At 32.9% G+C, this 21,300-nt stretch carries 16 protein-coding genes; 7 read left to right on the top strand and 9 right to left on the bottom strand.

Translation table 11 applies throughout. The features are described from left to right. Position 1: 1 nt before the first annotated feature. The 5 genes from TZ01_RS02500 to TZ01_RS02515 all read right to left on the bottom strand — a co-directional run bounded on the left by TZ01_RS02500 (position 2) and on the right by TZ01_RS02515 (position 6,021). Positions 2-1,048, bottom strand: coding sequence for a thiamine pyrophosphate-dependent enzyme (locus TZ01_RS02500; RefSeq protein WP_052656696.1), 1,047 nt, complete (start codon positions 1,046-1,048; stop codon positions 2-4). Positions 1,049-1,057: 9 nt separating this feature from the next. Further along, entirely contained in the window at positions 1,058-1,591 is a 534-nt protein-coding gene (locus tag TZ01_RS09140; RefSeq protein ID WP_052656697.1) for a thiamine pyrophosphate-binding protein, read from the bottom strand. A 40-nt stretch (positions 1,592-1,631) separates the two neighbouring features. Beyond that, positions 1,632-3,089, bottom strand: a complete 1,458-nt coding sequence (locus TZ01_RS02505) for an MFS transporter (protein ID WP_048101200.1) — start codon at positions 3,087-3,089, stop codon at positions 1,632-1,634. A 426-nt stretch (positions 3,090-3,515) separates the two neighbouring features. Beyond that, the gene (locus TZ01_RS02510) at positions 3,516-4,226 is read right to left on the bottom strand and encodes an HpcH/HpaI aldolase/citrate lyase family protein (RefSeq protein WP_169749838.1); all 711 of its coding nucleotides are present in this window, start codon (positions 4,224-4,226) and stop codon (positions 3,516-3,518) included. Between the two features lie 634 nt (positions 4,227-4,860). Next, on the bottom strand, positions 4,861-6,021 hold the full coding sequence (locus tag TZ01_RS02515; protein ID WP_048101202.1) for a thiolase family protein: 1,161 nt from the start codon (positions 6,019-6,021) through the stop codon (positions 4,861-4,863). Positions 6,022-7,238: 1,217 nt separating this feature from the next. Here TZ01_RS02515 and TZ01_RS02525 point away from each other — a divergent pair. The 4 genes from TZ01_RS02525 (at position 7,239) to TZ01_RS02540 (ending at position 12,846) form a co-directional block, all read left to right on the top strand. Next, positions 7,239-9,005 (top strand): enoyl-CoA hydratase-related protein, encoded by a 1,767-nt coding sequence (locus TZ01_RS02525; protein ID WP_048101204.1) that lies wholly within the window; start codon positions 7,239-7,241, stop codon positions 9,003-9,005. Between the two features lies 1 nt (position 9,006). Beyond that, entirely contained in the window at positions 9,007-10,137 is a 1,131-nt protein-coding gene (locus TZ01_RS02530) for an acyl-CoA dehydrogenase family protein (RefSeq protein ID WP_048101205.1), read from the top strand. A 93-nt stretch (positions 10,138-10,230) separates the two neighbouring features. After that, positions 10,231-11,385, top strand: a complete 1,155-nt coding sequence (locus TZ01_RS02535) for an alpha-hydroxy-acid oxidizing protein (protein ID WP_048101206.1) — start codon at positions 10,231-10,233, stop codon at positions 11,383-11,385. Between the two features lie 699 nt (positions 11,386-12,084). Next, positions 12,085-12,846, top strand: coding sequence for a crotonase/enoyl-CoA hydratase family protein (locus TZ01_RS02540; protein WP_048101207.1), 762 nt, complete (start codon positions 12,085-12,087; stop codon positions 12,844-12,846). Positions 12,847-12,861: 15 nt separating this feature from the next. Here TZ01_RS02540 and TZ01_RS02545 read toward each other — a convergent pair whose 3' ends face one another. After that, a complete protein-coding gene (locus tag TZ01_RS02545) occupies positions 12,862-14,310 on the bottom strand; it encodes a 4-hydroxyphenylacetate 3-hydroxylase N-terminal domain-containing protein (RefSeq protein ID WP_048101370.1) in 1,449 nt (482 codons plus the stop codon). Positions 14,311-14,430: 120 nt separating this feature from the next. After that, a complete protein-coding gene (locus TZ01_RS02550) occupies positions 14,431-16,095 on the bottom strand; it encodes an AMP-binding protein (protein ID WP_048101208.1) in 1,665 nt (554 codons plus the stop codon). 224 nt (positions 16,096-16,319) lie between these two features. On the opposite strand from TZ01_RS02550, the gene TZ01_RS02555 reads away from it, so the two are divergent. Continuing rightward, on the top strand, positions 16,320-17,966 hold the full coding sequence (locus TZ01_RS02555; RefSeq protein ID WP_048101209.1) for an AMP-binding protein: 1,647 nt from the start codon (positions 16,320-16,322) through the stop codon (positions 17,964-17,966). A 295-nt stretch (positions 17,967-18,261) separates the two neighbouring features. On the opposite strand, the gene TZ01_RS02560 is transcribed toward TZ01_RS02555, so the two are convergent. Then, positions 18,262-18,774 (bottom strand): DUF6789 family protein, encoded by a 513-nt coding sequence (locus tag TZ01_RS02560; RefSeq protein ID WP_048101210.1) that lies wholly within the window; start codon positions 18,772-18,774, stop codon positions 18,262-18,264. Positions 18,775-18,919: 145 nt separating this feature from the next. Next, on the bottom strand, positions 18,920-19,573 hold the full coding sequence (locus TZ01_RS02565) for a hypothetical protein (RefSeq protein WP_048101211.1): 654 nt from the start codon (positions 19,571-19,573) through the stop codon (positions 18,920-18,922). A gap of 171 nt (positions 19,574-19,744) precedes the next feature. On the opposite strand from TZ01_RS02565, the gene TZ01_RS02570 reads away from it, so the two are divergent. Beyond that, positions 19,745-20,209 (top strand): GntR family transcriptional regulator, encoded by a 465-nt coding sequence (locus TZ01_RS02570; protein ID WP_052656698.1) that lies wholly within the window; start codon positions 19,745-19,747, stop codon positions 20,207-20,209. A 1-nt stretch (position 20,210) separates the two neighbouring features. Then, complete coding sequence (locus TZ01_RS02575) at positions 20,211-21,287, top strand: DUF1648 domain-containing protein (RefSeq protein ID WP_048101212.1); 1,077 nt, start codon at positions 20,211-20,213, stop codon at positions 21,285-21,287. Positions 21,288-21,300 lie beyond the last annotated feature (13 nt).

Raw genomic sequence — 21,300 nt, forward strand, 5'->3', positions numbered from 1 at the left:
TTTATCTTGTTTTATCAACCTTGCACTGCAATACAACAGGTTTTTTCTTCTTTTTAAGAATATTTATCCCCTTTTTAATACCCTCATCAATTTCATCAGGTCTTTCAATTATTATGTTCTCCCCTCCAAATATTTTAATCACGTCCCCGTAGTTGTAGTCTTTTAAATCGGCACCGGGAAATTTATTTATTTTCCATGCATGACTGTTTTTAAATACATCCTTTACGGATTCAGCAGAAGCAAGCCATTGTGAATTGTCAAAAATTATGCATAATACAGGGAAATCCTTTGCTGCATATCCAAATGCAGTGGGAACTCCAAAAATGAATGAACCATCACCAACAGCCGCAATAGTATCAATACCTGTGGCTATTTTATACCCCACTGCTGCTCCCATGGCCCAACCAAGATAACCCGCATCTGGAATGCTAAAATATGATGAAAATTTGTTAGGTAAGCTATACTTTGGATTTACCTGATAGTCTGTAAATACCGGCATGTCTAATTTACCTATTTTCCATGAAAGATATCTGGGGTTTATAGTATTCTCCTTTGATAATCTTTGAATTTCCTCATTTTTAGAGCGGTTCTGTAATTCCTTAATTTCCCTTACTTTATTTTTTCTCTCTTCTATTATGCCTTTTTCTATTTTTGGTTTAAGGGAATTAAGTATTAATGAGATATCGCCCCTTAAAATAATGTCTGAATCAATGCCAAGATATGGAATATTATTATATAGGGGCTCAGTATCAATTGTTATTATTTTACAATTAACATCATTATATCTGGGAAAATAGGGAATCCCGTTTTCTATATTTAAAATTAAATCAACATCTTCAAGATTATATTCATCCACCGCCATAGGCATATTAGAAGGGTAATTCAAAACTTCACCGGCATAATTAATTACAGGTATTGCATATTCATTGGCAAAGTTTATTATGGAGTAAAACCATTCCAGCCTTCTACCAGACCTCCATGGAATAATAACTGGATTTTTTGAATCCTCTATCATTTTTTCAGCTTTCTTTAAATCATTATAAAACATATAACTCACCTATAAAGCCTCATCTATAGTTATTTCACGTGGAATGCTTATATATACAGGACCTGCAGGCTCTTCTTCTGCTATCCTTATGGCCCTTTTTAATGTTTGAATTACCTGCGACCTGTCACGAATTTCAAATTCAAATTTAACCCACTGCCGCACCATTTCACCCTGATCTTTTGCTTCCTGACCCCAATGTATTCTTAAATTCCTTGATGCATCCCCTTTCAGCGTATTTGGGCTCCGGCCCGCTATAATGAGTAATGGTCTTCTTGCAGAATATGCATTCATAATTATACCTATAGAGTTGGCAGTTCCTGGGGTTGTATGAATAAATGCCACACCAATTTTACTTGACATGGAATACCCTAGTGCTGCAGAAACAGCTGTAATTTCATGTGGAATAACAATAAGATTGGGGAAATCACCCCCTTTTGAATATTCTTCTATGAATGACGCATAATCAGTCCCGGATACCATAAAAATATCATTAATGCCTGAACTTTTCAGGAATTCTAAAATTTTTTTTGTATATGAAACCATAAAATAAAATGCTTTTATTTTATTTATTTATTGTTCAAATTTATGGTGATATCTCATCCATTCTCGCCCTGTTTGTCTTAACACCGAATCTGGCTATTGCCGATGGTATGAAGAGAAATACTGCAATCATTATAAAAATGATTACCGGAGATACGCTTAATAATAACAGGTAGGCAACAAGAAGAACACCTGCACCACCTCCTATGTGACCAACACCATCAACAAAGGCGAAACCAGTTGTTCTTGATCTGGCTGGAAAATTTTCAGTTGTCCATACCTCTATTACAGGAACCCAGATGTTGAATCCACAAAATGCTATTATTGCCCCCAGAGCAGAAAGAAAGAATGTTTTTCCACTAAATGCAATCATAAGTCCTCCAATTAATGTTATTGTTGCGCCTATGGGGAGCCACTCCCTCCTATGTAGGTGCTCACCAAAATAGGTAGGTATAATGGCTGCTGCAATAAAACCAAATGAGCCTACAGCAACAACAAATCCCCCTCCCGCATATGTATACCCTATGGATCCGAGTATTCCTGTAAATCCGGCAGCAAGTATGTAAACTGCCATATAGCCTATAAACCAAATAAATAGAAGCATCACAAGTCTTTTTAAGTACATTTTATTACCCAAAATTTCCCGATATGGAGATGCATTAGGAACAACATTTACATTTATATTGTCAAGAATTTTTATGTCCTTACCAGTTCTCTTTTTAATTCTTTCCATCATATTATTTACTATATTGTCTGCCTCCTTTATTCTACCCTTGGATACAAGCCATCTTGGAGATTCTGGCAGTTCAAATCTAAGTAAGACACCAATAAGCCCTAAAACGGCACCAACAACATACATTAATCTCCATCCAATTACCCCACCAAATTTACCTGGGCCACCTATTGCAAAAGGCAGTCCCAATGGTATAGGGGCTGCGGGAGTTGTAAGATAAAGCCCCAACCACACGGCAGTAATCGAACCAAGTGCAGCAAATAAAAAAATAATGGAACCGTAAGCAGCCCTCTTGCCTATTGGTGAAACCTCACTAACATAGGTATAGACTATTGCTATATCGGCACCTATACCAAGTCCTGTTATAAACCTGGCTGCTGAAAATTCAATAAAGTTTTGGGTAAATACGGTGATTAAGGAGCCTATTGCAGCCAGTGACATGGTAATTAACAGCATATCCCTCCTTCCATATTTATCTGAAAGTGGGCTTAGTATTAGGGTTCCAATGGCATATCCTATTAATTGTATAAGTGTGGCATAGCCCAGTAATTCTTCTATGTAAGAAAACTTAGGACCTGTAATTGAAAGTGTATTTGGTATTATTTCAACGGCGGTTTGCACAAAGGAAACGTTTATATTAAATATATCATAAAACGTAAAAAAATAGCCCACACCAAGAATTCCAATAAAGATATATGATAGGCTCCATCCTGGAAGCGAGTCGAGTTTACTTATAACTTTTTTGGGGTCTATACTGTCATCAACCATAAAAACATTAAATGGACTCCACTATTTAAATTTTATTGTGAGATATAATTACATTATAATCTTTCATGTAGTATTTGATTGTAATAATTTATACAAAGATTTTTCAGTCAAAGAAAGGTTTTATAACGATTATATAAAAAATCAATTCTGTCAGTAAAAATTCAAAAAATAAAATATAATTAATGATTTTATACAAAAAATATAATAATATAAAACTTATTTCACGTTTTTATTACGCAAAATAATAATTGTTAAGACAAAATTCTTAAATAATTTACATTTACTATGCTTTATAATTTATTCTAGTGTATTTCTATTATTTAAATAAATTCCTTTTGAGTACTTTAAATCTATATAGTGTTAAAAAGAGCCATCCAATATTTTGAATCCATTTGGCTAGGATTGTATATTTTTAAAAAACAATTGTCAGTAAATAAACGACTTAAGAAGATCATTTGCGGCCTTATAAATAAGAAAATCATCAGAACTTACTGCCATTATAGTAAAACCTTTTTTAATTAATGCCTTAGCCTGTTTTACATTGAATGCCAGTGTGCCACCAGGTTTTCCCACCTTTTTACCGATTTTTAGCATTCTGTCCATGGCTTCCATTACAACGGGGGATGATGGATCGCCTAAATGTCCAAGAGAGGCAGCTAGATCGTTAGGTCCAATAAACCATCCATCTACACCATCTTTTGAAATAATAGATTCAAAGTTATTTACTGCCTGAGCAGTCTCTATCTGTACAATTACCGTGGTTTCGGCATTTGCATTTTTAAGATATTCATCTTGTTTTATATAATATCCGGAAGCCCTTCTCGCACCTGTACCCCGTATGCCAATGGGTGGATACTTGCTATAAGAAACGGCCATTGAAGCTTCTTTAACATCATTAACCATTGGAACCATAACACCACAGCTTCCAATGTCCAGTGCCTGTTTAATATAAACCAGATCATTTTTTGGCACTCTTACAATAGAAGTTATCTTTTCCGATTTAGCCCTTAAAAGATTCTCAAGAATTTCAACAGTTATTGGTGCATGTTCCATATCAAAAAGAAACCAATCAAAATCATTCATTGAGAGAATTTCAACTACCTCTGGATGTGGAATAGTTATCCATGAACCTAGCACAAGCTGATTATTTTTCATTTTTTGTTTCATTAAATTTTTCATATTTCATTATTGCACAATATAAATATAATAATTTTGAATTACTCTAATTTTTACATCCTATCAATATTAAAGGATAAATTTAGGAGTAAATTGTTTTTATTTGATAATCAAACTTAATTGAATACAGTTATCAACAAATATAAATTAAAGCAAACTAAATGAAGCATTTCAATTTATGTATAAATTAGTCTATTAGCCTTCCTTCTATTAATTTTCCTAATTATATTTAGCAATTAATAAATTATTTGCTTCTTATTATAAAATTATTATTGTATATTTTAAAACATAAACATACAAATCTTCTTTGATAATATAAAAATTTTTTAAGTGAATTTATTTTAAATTAACAGTTAAATAGAATGAATTATGCTATTTATTATAACCGGTTAAAAAATTAGATAGATTAAATTAATAATAAACTCCATTAATTGTATAGTAAATGCATAATATATCAATAACAAAAAAGAAATTAGAAAATATCAAGTCTAAATAGTTAAATGTAAATGTACGTATAGTTAATTTTCGAATAATATAAAAATAAAAACGGAAAAATATAGAATAATTATAGGTTTATGGCATTTAAGTAAACTACTCATTCTAATCTCTCTATAATTGCACCGTTGGCCATACCACCACCCTCGCATATGGCTATCAAGCCATATCTGTATTTTTTATCATCCATTATATTAAGAAGGGTTGAAACTATCCTGGTGCCAGTTGCACCCAGTGGGTGCCCAAGTGCTATTGCACCCCCGTTTATATTTACTTTATCATGATCCACACATAATTCCTTTTCCCATGCCAAAACAACCGATGCAAATGCCTCGTTAACCTCAAAAACATCTATGTCATCCAGTGTTAATCCTGTTCTCTTTAGAACTTTTTCAGTGACAGGAATTGGGCCTGTGAGCATGGTTACCGGATCAACACCAACAGCTGTAACGTTTTTTACCACAGCCCTTGGCTTCAGGTTGTACTTTTCAACTGCAGTTTCAGATGCAAGAATTGCCACACTAGCACCATCAGATATCTGGCTTGCATTGCCTGCAGTAATCATCTTTAAATTGGGGAATGCGGGTGGGAGTTCATTCATTTTTTCAAGATCGGGTTTTTCACGCACACCCTGATCATAATCAAGTATGGTATTTCCATTATATTTTACTGGGATCATTTCCTTTTTAAGTAATTCTCTGGCCTTTGTGGCCCTGATATGGCTTTCATAGCTCAGTAAATCCATCTCCTGTCTGGATATTTTGAACTTCTTTGCTATAAGCTCGGCACCGTATGCCTGGCTGAACCACTCATTGCCGAGATTATATCTTTTTCTTAAACCCTCTGTTATTGGATTCTCCTTTTCGATGGTGCTTAACATTGGCACCCTTGTCATGGATTCCACACCTGAGGCTATCGCAATATCATAATCCCCGGACATAATTCCATTCCTTGCAAATTCGAGGGCCTGAAGGCTTGAACCACACTGCCTGTCAATTGAAACACCCGGGACAGATTCAGGTAATCCCGCAGATAACCATGCATTTCTGGCTATGTTTCCTCCCTGATTGCCGGTCTGGCTTACACAGCCTGTTATAAATTCATCAACATTTTCTGGGTCTATTGAATTATAATCCAGTACCTCACGGGTCAGATTTCCAAGGAGGTCAACTGGATGCACATCCTTAAGAGCGCCATTTCTTTTACCTATAGGGGTTCTCTTTGCATCTATTATATAAACATTTGAGGTATTGCCATTCATATTATAATATATTTGGCATGGCCTTTTATATCTTTCGAGCAGGGAATAAGTATTTTTAATATTAAAAAGATGGCATTTTGTTGAGTATACATGCCTACATTGGTTTAAATTTAGCTATGATATGGATAAAAATAGTCTTAAAAATGAACAGATAGCAGGATTAAACCATATAAATTCCATTGATTCATTAGGCTTGGTTTATAATAATTTTTCCGGAATTTACATTCACACCATTTACTGAATTCTTGCCGGCAGATACATTGGGCATAAAAATAAGAAATGGTATTATTTAGGCAATTTAATTTTATTTTTAGTGCAATATTTTTTTAAATTGTTATCAAATGTGAATAAGGGTACATTATTAATTTTTGATATAAATGATATTATTATATCATTGAAATTTTTGAATTCGTAAATATTATTTGAATTATTTATTATATTAATAATATAATCATTTTTTATTTCTATTACCTCTGATTGATAAGAATTATGAATTTCAACAATCTTATTTTTTATAATTTTAAAAGGAACACCAATTCTTGATGAAACATATATAAATTCATTTATAACCATTTCTGGTATTATTATAATGCCTATTTTATTTAGTACCTCTTTACATCATTGTGGTATTCCGAATCCTCAATGAATTCATAGATTAATACATTTGTATCTATTATGGCTTCCGTCCTGTTTTTCCCTGTATTCCTCATTTGCTTTGTCTATTTCAGTATTTGTTAATTTTCTCCCAAGCCTATATGTCAATTTGAGTTTATCTTTTTCTATGTTTTTATTTTTATTACAGTTCCTTAATTTTTCGTTTATTAATAGAGAAAGTTTTTTTTATGTACCATATCTTTCTATAGATTCATCAATAAGTTCTTTGTATATATTATCATCCAAAATGATGGTTGTTTTTACCAATTATATTATAAATCGCAATAAATATTTTATGGTAATATGGTTATATGGGCATATAATTCTATATCTCTTTATTATTTAATAATTATATCTGTATGATAGTAATTCCCCTGAATATAGACTTTAATTTTAGTTATGTTATGTTTTACCGGAAAAATATATTAGAATAAAAACGTTTAATTCATGGTACTATGATTAAAAATATTGGAATTATTTTGTATTCTCGGAAAATTAATCAGGAATTTTTATCGCTATGTAGAAGATTACAGTATAAATCAATTTTTTATTACACTTCAGGAATGAATAAAAATAGTGTTAAAAATGAACAGATAGCAGGATTAAACCATATAAATATCATTGAAAATATAAATGATATAATGCCTGCAGAAATAATTTTCTTTTTTATAAATTTAGAAGATAATAATGCTGTGGAGATGCTAAATAAGTTAAAAAGTTCTTTTCATGGCACACTTTGTATTATTCCAGAAAATTTAAAAACCCTTTTATCAGAAGAAAATCCCATTGATTTATCAGGATTGAATATAATAAATTTTCCGGAACTTACATTCACGCCATTTACTGAACTTTTGCCTGGTAAATACATTGGGCATAAAAAAACACATGAAATTATTAATCTCCTTAAAGAAATTGGATATAATACCGTTTTGATAAAAAATGTTTCTGGAATTAATGTACTTGATAGATTTCAAGCTAATTTTTTTAGTTCTGGCATTCAGTTAATTAATAATGGATTTGATAAAAAAACCATTGATGGTGTATTAAAATTTAGATTTGGATTTACTCATGGTATATTTCAGCTTATGGATGTATTTGGAATTGATAAAGTATTTGGCAGGTACGCATCCCTGGGGCTAAATATACCAGATATCCCTGAAAATATGTATAATGCATATCATCACAATAAAGATATGATTAATGGTTTCAGGAATTATATTGATAGAACCAGCCTAATTCCAGAAGATGATATTTATGACATAAATCCATACGATGTAATATCTCCTGTAATTAACCTTGCATCATTTCTTGTTAAGTATGTAAAGCCAGCAGATCTGGATATGTTCCTTAAACAGGATTACGGCTCTCAAAAAGGAATATTTTCCATGGCCGACAGCATAGGAATAAATAATATAGTTGAAAACCTTGATAAAAATTACAAAAAATACAGGCTTAATTTATATAAACCATGTGGAAAATTATTAAAAATGGTTAATAAAAAAAATCTGGGTACCTTGACAGGTACAGGTTTTTATAAATATAACTCTGAAATAATGGATTTTGGCCCTGTAAAGTATAGATCTGTGGATAATTATGCTCATATTCTCATGGATAGGCCTGAAACACTTAATGCACTGAATGATCAAATGTGGGAGGGATTAAGGCTTGCCCTGGAGAGGGCAAATAGTGATGACAATGTTCTTTCCATTATTATTACAGGATCAGGCAGGGCATTTTCTTCAGGCGATGATATAAGAATGATGGAAAACTGGCAAGATTCAATTGATGCGTCATTATGGCTGGATCATTATGCCAACCCACTGATAGATGAAATTAACAGCACAAATAAACCAATAATATCCATAGTTGATGGTATTGCCTTCGGTGGTGGCTGTGAGCTTAACATGCTGTTTGACATTGTAATAGCCAGTGATAGATCAGTTTTTTCTGTTCCCGAGGGATTAATTGGTGCCCTTCCACCAATTGCATCTTCTCACGGTATTTCACTTATGGGAAGAAGGTTATTTAGATATCTTCTAACATCAGAATGGATGAATGCCAGGACTGCCAGGGATATAGGCATTGTGGATCTTGTTGTCCCAGCTGAACAACTACCATTTATGATATATGAATTTACTGAAAAAATTCGAAGAAATTCACCAATGTCCATTAAAAATACAAAGAAAATCATAAATGAATATAAGATAAAATTTAGGGATCTTGAAAGGCTTGCCGGTAATTATCTTGCCATAAATGCCAGCTCTCAGGATTTTAAAAACGCCCAGAGGGCATTTATTAATAAGGAAAAAATAAAATGGAGGGGTAAATAAAATGGATCTTAGTGGAAAACTCAGTGATGAGGAGAACCTCATAAAGAATAACTTTGATGAGTACTGTCAGAAAAATTATGTTCCAAACTATCAGCATTATCTTGATAATCGCGAATTTCCAGTGAAGATTATGAAGGATTTATCCGGGATGCTGTTGCCGCTGACACTTCCCATGGATGTTAATGAAAATGTTGATGATGTAATGCTTGGAATTATTTCCGAGGAGATGGGGAAATATGAGTTCCCATTACCTGCTTTTCTGACCATGCACTTTTCAAGGCTGCTTCCACATATAGGTGATGAAAGTTTAAGGGAAAAATATATACAAAAGTATTTATCAGGTAATTCTGTTATATGCGGGGCATATACAGAACCGGGGCATGGTTCGGATGCATACCATATAACAACCGAGGCCCATAAATCAGAAAATAAATATATAATATCAGGGGAAAAGGCCTTTGTCAGCAATCCAGGTATTGCTGATATTTTTATGGTTTCAACCAGAACTGGCAGTGGTATAAGCATTATTATGCTGGACAGTTCCATGGATGGAATTGAAACATATGAAATAGAAAATATGGCACATATGTTTAAGGGCGAATTTGGTGGCATCAGAATGAATAATGTAGGGGTTCCAGATACCTATCTGGTTGGAGAGGAAAATAAGGGATTTAAGCTTTTAATGGACATTCTTTCAATACAGAGGGTTCATGTTGGTTTATATGCGATTGGCATAGCCGAAAGTGCACTGTCTGAAGCCATTGAATATGCAAAGATGAGGAGGGCCTTTGGGATGCCAATATCAAAATTTGAGGCCGTATCATTCAGGCTGGCCGATGATATGGCAAAAATAGAGTCAATTAGGGCACTTGCCTACAGGGCACTTTCCATGGAGAACCATGGCATGGATAACAGAATAGAGAGTGCGGCTGTTAAGGGGTATGGATGTGAGGTTGCGTTCAATGCTGTTAGTGATGCCCTTCAAACACTTGGTGCTGCCGGATATTCAAAAACATCATCCCTGGAGAGAAAATTCAGGATTTCAAGGGGATTTCTGCTTGGCGATGGCACTCCAGATATACAGAAATTAATTATATCCAGGAAGATATTTGGTAAGGAGTTCAGCCCATAAATTAACAAACCCAGATAAAAGTGGTAAGAAAAATTAACATACTTTTATGTAATTTATACTAAACTTTTATATTATATTTACAATAACATTATTATGAATTATGGAATAGAATCGCAGCTAAAAATATATACCAAAACCAATGAAAATTATGATTTACCAATCTCAATAGAGGATTGGAGAAGAATTGCAATGGAAACCTTAAATAAAAATGCTTGGGGATACCTAGAGGGTGCTGCGGGAAATGAGGATACAATGAATGAGAATAGAAAAGCATTCTTAAGATATTATATCAGACCACGATATTTAAGGAACGTTGAAGGTAGGGACATTTCCATAGAATTATTTGGTAAAAAATTTGATACCCCATTTATACTCGCCCCAATAGGTGTGCAATCAATACTTCATAAGGATGCTGAAATGGCCACTGCAAGGGCTGCAGCAAATTTAAAAATGCCATTTGTTTTGAGCACGGTTTCATCTGTAAGCATAGAGGATATAGCTAAGGAAAATAAAAATAGTGAAAAATGGTTCCAGATTTATCCAGGAAGGGATAAAAAAATAATGAAGAGCATGATAGAACGTGCTGATAATTCTGGATACAGCGCTATAATGGTAACTGTTGATACAACAATGCTTGGCTGGCGCGAAATAGATTTAAAGAATGCATATCTCCCATTTTTGGAGGGTGAGGGAATTGCAAATTATTTAACTGATCCTGAATTTAGGTCAAGGCTTGGAAAAAATCCTGAGGATAATATTCAGGATGCAATAGAGGAATTTTTATTTGTATATGTTAATCCCGGATTTACATGGGAGGATTTTTCAGAAATAAGGAAATGGACTGACCTGCCATTAATTATTAAGGGTATATCTTCATATATGGATGTAAAAAAGGCATTCGAATTAAAAGCCGATGCTGTGGTTATATCAAACCATGGTGGCAGACAGGTTGATGGGGCTATCCCCTCAATAGATGCGTTAAATGAAATAACAGGAAACAATAAAATAAATGGAAGTATATTATTTGACAGCGGAATAAGGCATGCAGCAGATGCTGTGAAGGCCCTCGCTCTTGGGGCAAAGGCAGTTTTAATAGGAAGGCCCTATGCATATGCATTATCCGTTGCAGGTCAGCGTGGTGTTGAATGCTATATGAATTATTTGAGGTCTGAAATGGATCTGGAAATGGGTCTTGCAGGCTATTCATCCATAAAGGAATTAAACAGGGATTGCATATACATAAAATAATTTAATGATATAAGGAATATTCATATATTTCATTTAAATTGTAATGAAATATAATTATAGTTGAATTAATTATACAAATACATATAAAGAATTCAATCCTGTTGTTAAAAACTATTATAATTATAAGAAGAATGGGCGATTTAATTGACATAAATAATGATAATGCTCCAATAAACCATTGAATATAATATTCTGTAATGAAGAAATAATAAAGATTTAAAGGATTTGTAGATAATAAATTAAAGAATTATAAAAGATAATATTCGAAAATTATAATAAATTGGCATAAGGTCTAGTGATTATATATAATAAAGCTTAAGTAGAAAATTAATGTTGGTATGCCAATATTTTAACGAATTAAAATCAATAAAATGCAGATTATTTTGACCTGATATATAAGGCAGAATATCTAAAATTAGGACTAAAAAATTGTAGATTACCAGAAAAACATATATCCAAAATAAGAAACATTTTTTTAAAAATATTTCTGTATAATGTCTTTAATGCCCTATTTGGCAAACATTATCATCTTATTCATCTGGCCATGATTCTAAAACATATCAACACAATGAATGATTTCCATGACAGTAATATATTCAAGAAATGGAAGGATCTTTTAGATAAAAACAAGTATAACAGAAGGGAAATTACATTTTTACTTAGGGTTAATTTAATATTATACTTATATATTTTAGCAAAATGGATGAGGTTATTATAAATAAAAAGGACAGAATAACCATAGTAACAATTAACAGACCAAATGTAAGAAATGCCGTGAATTATAAAACATCCAAAATGTTAGAAAATGCCATGGAAGAATTTAATTCAGATAATGAACAGCATGTATGCATTATAACAGGGAATTGCGGTAATTTTTCATCAGGTGCAGATTTATCTGATGCGGAAAAAATGAGTGGAGAAGTACTTAACAAAAACGGTCCAATGGGTTTTACAAGAATGTTTTTTCAGAAGCCATTAATAGCTGCAATAGAGGGTTACTGTGTTGCAGGAGGTCTGGAAATGGCACTCTCTGCTGACATAAGAATTTCTGGAAAGGATGCAAAATTTGGATTTCTTGAAAGGCGGTTTGGTGTTCCCTTAATAGATGGTGGCACACAGAGATTGCCGAAGATTATAGGAGTTGGGAGGGCACTTGATATGATATTAACTGGCAAGCTTATATCTGCTGATGAAGCCTATAAAATTGGACTGGTGAATTATATAACAGATAATGGAAAGGCGCTGGAAAAGGCCATTGAAATAGCAAAAATTATGGATTCATATCCATGGGATACATTAATAAATGACCGTCTTTCACTTTATAATGGACTTTATGAATCGTTGAATAAAGGTTTAAGAATAGAAGCTGAATTTGGTAAAAAAACCATTGATGGCGGTGCTGTAAGGGATGGTGCAAAAAAATTTATTTCAGGTCACGGGAGACATGGCAAAATGGATTAAAATTATTATTTATAATTATAGTTTATCCCTTATCCCTGCAGAATACTCACCGAGCGCAATGCTATTTGAATAATCATATGATCTGGTTAACTCAAGTATGCTGGCCTCTATTGATCCCTCTGCGTGAATCATTCCTGCAAGATATAATGACCCAAGGGATGAAATGAATTCCCTTAAAGTCTGGAATAATTTAATTCTGTTTATGGTTTCATTTCTATCCCTGCCTGTTAAATATTTTAATAATATATCTTTCTCATCGGGATTCTCAAAATCTTCATATGATGGCATTGTTGCAACCATACCACCGGCAATATCAACTATATTTTTTATGGCATCTGTATAGTTCTGATTTGCAAAAAGCTTTCCAACATTTGTATATATTATATTTGGAATGGCAATGCCGGAGATATTATCATAATTGCATTTATATGCCGCTGCTATTGCATTTGCCCTTAAATTTTCCTTATATTCTATAAGAACGGAAAGGTTTCTTTTTATATTAGATTTATCAGAAACGCCGTTGTATTCTGCAAGCAATTTGCCGGTGCCAATTAAAAAATCAGCAAGTGCTGCCCTGTATGAAAGTGCTGTGAATCTGTGAAACGTGGGGAACATCATGGCAAGAAGCCCTGCAAAATCATATTCACCGTTAAGGAATATCCTGTTATTTGGTATAAATACATTGTCAAATACCGTTACTGTTTCTACCTCCATGTTTTTTCTTCCAATTACTGAAAGGGTGTCATTTTCAACTGTTTCAACCTCCTTCATTGGTCTGGCAAACATGGTAATTCCCTTTGCATTTGCAGGTATAGCAAATGATACTGCATAATCCTTATCTGAAGAATTCATGCTTCTTGTTGGCAGCACTATAAGTTCGTTCGCTGCAATAGACTGTGTTGTATGTGCCTTTGCGCCTGATACATATATGCCGTTTTTGTCCCTTTTTGTTATGTGCAGGTACATATCAGGGTCCTTCTGCTCTGACGGCCTTAATGATCTGTCCCCCTTAACGTCAGTCTGTGCAACCGCAAGGCCCAAATCATTTTTGGCAGCATTATTATAAAAATTTATTACATTTTCATAATAATTGGTATGATATTTTTCATCCACCTTTCTTGATACATACATCAATGCAAAAATGGCATCTGTTCCTATTGCCTGAATAATATTAAACTGCCCCCTCCCCAATCTGGTCGTTTCATATATAAGCTCATGCCTGCGCATTAAGTCCTCCGTATTTCTTGGGATTTTGAAAAATGAACTTGTAACACCCAGATTATTATCATTATAGCAGGTAATTTCTTTATAATCAGAATCTGACTGTAATTTATATATTGAGGATGCATGATCAACCGGCACCTTCAATACATGATGATCCACAACGTCTGTAACCTTCCTTCCACGATAGTAGACAACCCTGCCATCCTTAAGGCTATTTATATAATCCTCAGCTGAAATAATCATGTGAATTCATTACCAATAATTATATATCACTTGCCATTATCCAATTAATAATAATTAATCGGGAAACATAAAAAAATAAAAGTTTGATATTTATAAAAATAAAATAAGCAAAAATTATTACCTATTACCCATTTCCTTTAGTTTTTTTATTATATAATCTTTCATGTTGAATGTGTCATCAGTAATAGCCTGATCCCTTAGCAAATATTTTTGGACTCTGCCTGTTGGTGTCCTCGGCAGGGATTCCACAAATCTAATATAGTTTGGAATCCAGAAATTCGGCATATTTTCCACACAAAAATCTATAATTCTTTCTGCATTTAGATTTTTAGTTTTAGGCACAATTGCTATCATGACCTCTTCATCATGATCCGGTTTTACAGGATATGCTGCTGCATCCCTAATTTCATCCATCTTCAATAATATCTGTTCTATCTCAAATGATGATATATTTTCTCCCCTTCTTCTTATTGAATCCTTTTGCCTATCAACGAAATAAATATTACCATCACTGTCATATTTACCCAGATCTCCAGTATGAAACCACAAGCCTCTGAATGCGTTGATGGTTGCCTCAGGCATTTTATAATACTCCAGGAAGGTTACATATGGCAGTCTGGGTCTAATTACTATTTCCCCAGTTTCTCCCGGCTTTACTGGAAATCCGTTTGGATTCTGAATCTCAACATCGAATGGTGGGGCAGGCATACCACAACTACCTGGTTTGTTTTTTTTATTAATCACATCACTGTATGGGCTTGTTACTGGAATTCCAGCCTCAGTGCTGCCATACCCACCAGTTATGTAGATATTAAATCTTTTCTCAGCCATTTCCCATACTTCCTTAGAAGCATATGCAATGGCAATAATTCTTTCATGGTCTTTTTCCTCAGATGATTCCGGCTGCTTAATAAGCATCTCAAATATGGGCCCCACGGCATGAAAATGCGTGATTCCATATTTTTTTATATCTTTCCAAAAATTTAGGGGATCAAATTTTTCTACCAGAACAATGGTGGCATTAGCCATAATTGCAGATATTGCCGCCAGATCAAGGGCCATTATATGAAATAGGGGCAGGTAAATATAAACAACACTGTCAGCTGAAACACCTCCAGCATCTATCATATCAAGTGCAGTTACAATGAATTGTGCATTGCTCTCCACAACAACCTTTGAACGGCCAGTGGTACCTGATGTAAGTATCATCGCGGCCGGATCATGGCCTTTTAATTCTGTATATATATTTTCCTTCCTATCTGAAAGCAATTCATTTAAAGTTATCATATTATCAATGCCGACGTTAATATTGCTTTGCTCACCAATTAAAATTAAATTTTCCACTGATTTTAAATTTTCTTTAATTTCCAAATAATTTTTTAAAAGTCTAGTATCAACAAATAAAAATTTTGTTTCAGGCATATTTATGTTATATATTAATGGCTCTTTTACAAATCCTGTATTTATTGTAACCGGTATACCGCCGGCCTTAAGTATACCAAGGTATGAAAATAACCATTGGGGAGAATTTAATGCATATATACCTATTCTGTCTCCTTTCTTGGTCCCCATCTTAATAAGTCCCGTAGCAATTCTTGAGCTTATTTCATCGGTTTCTTTATATGAATACCTTTCATTATTAAAAAGAATCAATGTTTTGTCTTTATTTTCCTCAGCTTTTCCTTTTATTAGATCCACTACGGACGGATATAACTCCAAGGCCTGCATATATACATCTTCCTTATAAAAGCCGGTTTTCATTGTTGGATCTGGTGGAAACATATAAAATCTAGCTATTAGAACTTTATAAACCTTTTTTAGTATACAAAAAAATAAAATTAACAGAATTAGCTTTTTATATTCTATTTTATCAATATTTTCATAATTAGATGCAATTGATGATCATAATTTGATTCACTCAAATTAACGGTTAGGCATGGAGCCAATCCTTGGATGTAATAAGGTAATATTAAATATATTTATATATAAACATTGGTTAATTTTTTATGGAACATTATAAATGGTTTAGGATATGGCCAAACTATCTTCCATATACCATAGACTATCCTGACATGAACATATGGAAAATGATGGAAATTTCATCAACGCTATACGGTTCTAAGGACGCCATAATATATTATGGACATAGAATAAAATACAGAGATATTTATACTGATATTAATAATCTGTCCTTGTTTATAAAATCTAAAGGAATTAAGAAGGGAGATAGGGTTGGAATAATGATGCTGAATTCTCCACAGTTTATAATTTCTTTCTTTGCCATAGCGGGTGCAGGTGCCACCATAGTTTTAATGAGTCCTGCACTGGATTACAGCACTGCAAGTTACATCGCAAAAGAAACTGGCATGAAAATGATAATAACAACCTCTGAATTAATAAAAATACCGGAAAAATTGCATGATGAATTAAATATAATTATTATTTGCGGAAACTTAAGAGATTATATAAAAAAACCGGATATACCTGTTCCTGAATTCATAACTGCAGAACATAAAATTGCTGGAATACCATGGGAGGAGGCAATAAAGAAAAGGGAGGGTAAAATAGACCCTAATTCAGAAATGGATGATGAGGCATTGATAGCATACACCTCAGGAACCACCGGAATACCAAAGGGATGTGTTCATACAAATAAATCTGTAATAGCAAATGCCATTGGTGCCTCTGTATGGAGAAGGTTAACCTCATCTGCCAATGAACTTGGTGCTGCGCCATTTTTCCATGTGACAGGCCTTGCATTTTCAATGCTTTCTCCCATTTACTCAGGGGCCACCATAACAATATTAACACGCTGGAACAGTGAGGCCGCAATACAGGCAATAGAAAAATATAGGGTTACACATTTTGTTTCAGTGGCGCCAATGATAGTTGACCTTTTAAACCAAAAAGATCTAAATAAAAGGGATTTTTCATCAATTAGATTTATCGGTGGAGGCGGGGCCGCAATGCCAAAGGTGCTTGCTGAGAAAATGGAGGAATTATTTAACATACCATTTGTTGAGGGCTACGGCATGACCGAGGCCATGGGGCAGACGCATATAAATCCGCCGGAGCACAGAAAACTTCAATGCATAGGTATTCCACAGTTCGGGTACGACGCAAAAATAATATCGCCAGAAACAGGGAAAGTGGTTGAAAATGAAATAGGTGAGATTGTTGTTAACGGTCCCAGCATATTTAAGGGATATCTCAATAAACCTGAGGATACGGAAAATGCATTTATTTCAATAAATGGAAAAAAATTCCTGAGAACAGGAGATATTGGATACATGGACGATGAGGGATCATTTTTTGTTGTTGACCGTTTAAAAAGAATGATTAATCGTGCAGGATTCAAGGTCTGGCCGGCAGAAATTGACAACCTAATGCTTCGCCATCCTGACATACTTGAGGTATGCACAGTAGGAACACCAGATCCAAGGGTTGGAGAAGAGGTAAAGGCATTTGTGGTTTTAAAAGAATCTGGAAAAAATAAAAACATAAGTGAGGAGGAAATTGTGGCATGGGCAAGGGAAAATATAGGTGGCTATAAATATCCACATATGGTAGAGTTTACTGACAGCCTTCCAAAAACAGCATCAGGAAAGGTGGACTGGAAAAAACTGCAGGATAATGAGAGAAATAATTTATGATTATATTAATTTTAAAGTAAAAATGATTAATTTTATATTTAACTTCATTGTTTATTTATGGCCTTTTCAGTTAAATATTTAATTTGATATAGAATTGAAAAATTATTTATCCAGATATTTTTATTTCTTACACATCAATTTCAATAAATATGAGGATCTTATGAAAATATATCCAATCATAAGCATTATAATATCTTTAAAAAAATTAAAAAAATATTAATTTTATGCCTTTAATAATATAGATATTTTTGAACTTAATTCAAATTTATATACAATAAAGAGAATTTCATTTCCTTTAGTTTTTATATTCACCCTCTGTCAATATTTTATCATTACCTTCAAATCGTGTGTATAGTTTTCCAAGAAGATAGCCAAATACTAAAAGACTTATTATGCCAAGGCCTACGGATGTTATATAATATGATAATCCAAATGTCCCTATATCCAAAGCATCAATTATAACATCAAATATTATCCATATTACAAGGCCAAAAATTTCCCCCTTTATTATCATACTTTTACCCGGTAATCTTCCATTTACATAGGCAAAAATTATACCAAGGATTATTCCTATTATAAGCCCACCGATTATAGCCAAAACTATTGAACTCTGAATCTCTGTGGAATATAACTGTGATGCTGAAATATGAACTCCCAATGATGCCTCTGAAGATGCCTCCTTGGATAAAAATTTCATAATATTATTTTTATAAATAATCAATGTAATATAGCTAAAAATGCCCGCTATTACTCCATACACAAGACCAGATAATGCTCCTGCCTTACCTCCTGTTCCTAGTTTTCCCATAAAAATTAAATACAAGGTTGTATTTAAATTTTGTTATATATAATATATAATAAATACAACAATGAATTTTTAATTATTATAACCAAAAATGAATAAAAGTATTAATTCTAAATCCTGTAATTGCAATAAAATATGTATACTTGTATTAATCCCGTATTAAAGAGTTAAGTTTTAAAATGCCTATTAAAAATATTGAAATGGAAATAACCATTGTAAATGCCCAGAATAACTCAGTTGAAATTATATACTGCTTTATATGTGTTAGTATGTATATATCTGTATATACAAGACCGCCATCTATAGATGTATGAAGAATTGATGAAGTTATATACGTCATTATTCCATGCCCGGATAATTTCCCGAATTTCATAAATGTTGCCGTTCCAGGATGAAATAATAGTGATGAAATAATATTTAATATTATTAATATAAGCAAAAATCCGGATAAATTATTAAAATCCTCGATGAAAATTACAGCTATATCAACTGCTGAAAAACCAATGCCTATAAAAAATGCCATTTTTTCAGGTTTTATGCTTATGGCAAAATATGTAAATCCCTCCTGAATGAATCCTGCAGCCATGCCGAGATATATGGAATAAATAATGGCATTTTTTATTTCTATCGTTTTTATATTTTTTATTAAATATGAGATATTATAATGGTGATCAACAAGAATGATAATTTCAGGAATTTGGTCAATGATCAGCTGAATAAGAAGTGCTCCAAGCATAAATATTATTCCGATGCCTACTGAAATTAACACATCCTTAAACTTCAAATTAACAAACAAACGCATATTTTAACACCCATATTTTCATTTATTTATTTTTTCTATTTGTTATAGGTGTTATATATCTATTATATATAATATTTTTAGTTGAGGAAATTATCATTAGTTTCAAGCAATTATTAAAAAGGAAAATATTTATATAACTGTTATAGATAATATATATCAGGAGGTATAATAATGGCATCTGATGGTGATGCATATGGGGAAAAAAGGAAATATTCTGCAAAATCTGTTGATATTGATGAAAACGAGGCTTTCAAAATTTCTGTAGACCTGTCCTCACCGGAACCAATATATAAGCAGATATATAACTGCATTGTCAAAAATATAGCAATTGGAATGCTTAAAAAGGGTGATAAACTTCCATCATCAAGAGAATTATCATCAATACTTGGAATAAATTATCATACTGTTAACAAGGCTTACAGTGAGCTTGAAAATGATGAATACATATATCAGGATAGGCGCAAGCATGTTATTGTCTCCGGTATAAGGAAGGAGCATAAAACCATGAACCCATTATGGGAAAAACAGATAAAAAATTTAATTCTGGAGGCCATATCAAGCGGTTTTTCTGTGGATGAAATAAAGGCAAAGATAAATGATTTAATTGAGGAGGCATTGAATCAGGAGGAAAATTAATATGATTCCGCTTTTATTTATATTAATAAATGTGCCTGTGATAATTTTTATAGGTCTTACCTATGGTTTAATTCCATATTTAACAAGGCCGGAGCTTGTATTTGGTATTAGAATAAAAGGCGATGTTTATAATCAAAAAATAAAAAGCATGAAATTTAAAAATTTGTTAATTGACCTTTTGATTTCAATAATATTTACATTGTTAACATTAATATTATACGTTTATATTAATATAATTGTTTTATTAATACTGCCTTTGACCGAGATAATTTTGGTATTACTTGTTTACTTTTACTTTAGGTCACATGTTAGGCTTTTGAAAATTAATTTAGAAGATAACCAAAAGGTGATATCTTCCTATATTCCAAAATCTAATATAAAGGTAAGTTTGTTATGGTATGTATTTCCCTGGATTGAGCTTATGTTTTTTATTATTATTGGTATTATTTACTACCCGCATATCCCATCAAGATTCCCCACACATTTTGGTTTATCCGGAAAACCAAATGAATATGCATCAAAATCGCCATACTCTGCTTTTTTTCTTATGTTATTCGTGGGAGTTCCTGTAACTGTTGTATTTGATGTACTGTCATATGCAATTCAAAGGTCTGCTGCGGGCAATTCCCCAACAAAAAAATCCTTAATACAATTTAGAAGCTTTAATACAGGCATGGTTAAACTGCTTATGGGTATAAATTTAATTATTATTCTGAATATGTTCCTTGCAGCCGCCATTACCTGGGAATTAATTCCAAAATCATATATATTTATTATTGCGCTCCCGGTTCTGTTAATATTTCCCTTAATTTTATGGTATTCTGTTACCACAGGCCAGACAGGATGGAAGAAATATCCATATCTTAAGGATAATGAACATGATAATAACATTGAGGACGATAAGGAATGGGCAGGGGGTTTAATCTACCACAATAAGGAGGATAATAGAATACTTGTACCCAAAAGGTACGGTATTGGCTATACTTTGAATTTCTCAAATAGGTGGAGCTATATAATACTCATAATAATATTTGCAGTAATAATAATTTCACTTTTAATTGCATTATTACACCCTTAATAATTTTTTTCAG

Source organism: Acidiplasma sp. MBA-1, assembly GCF_000949015.1.
GTDB classification, from domain to species: Archaea; Thermoplasmatota; Thermoplasmata; order Thermoplasmatales; family Thermoplasmataceae; genus Acidiplasma; species Acidiplasma aeolicum.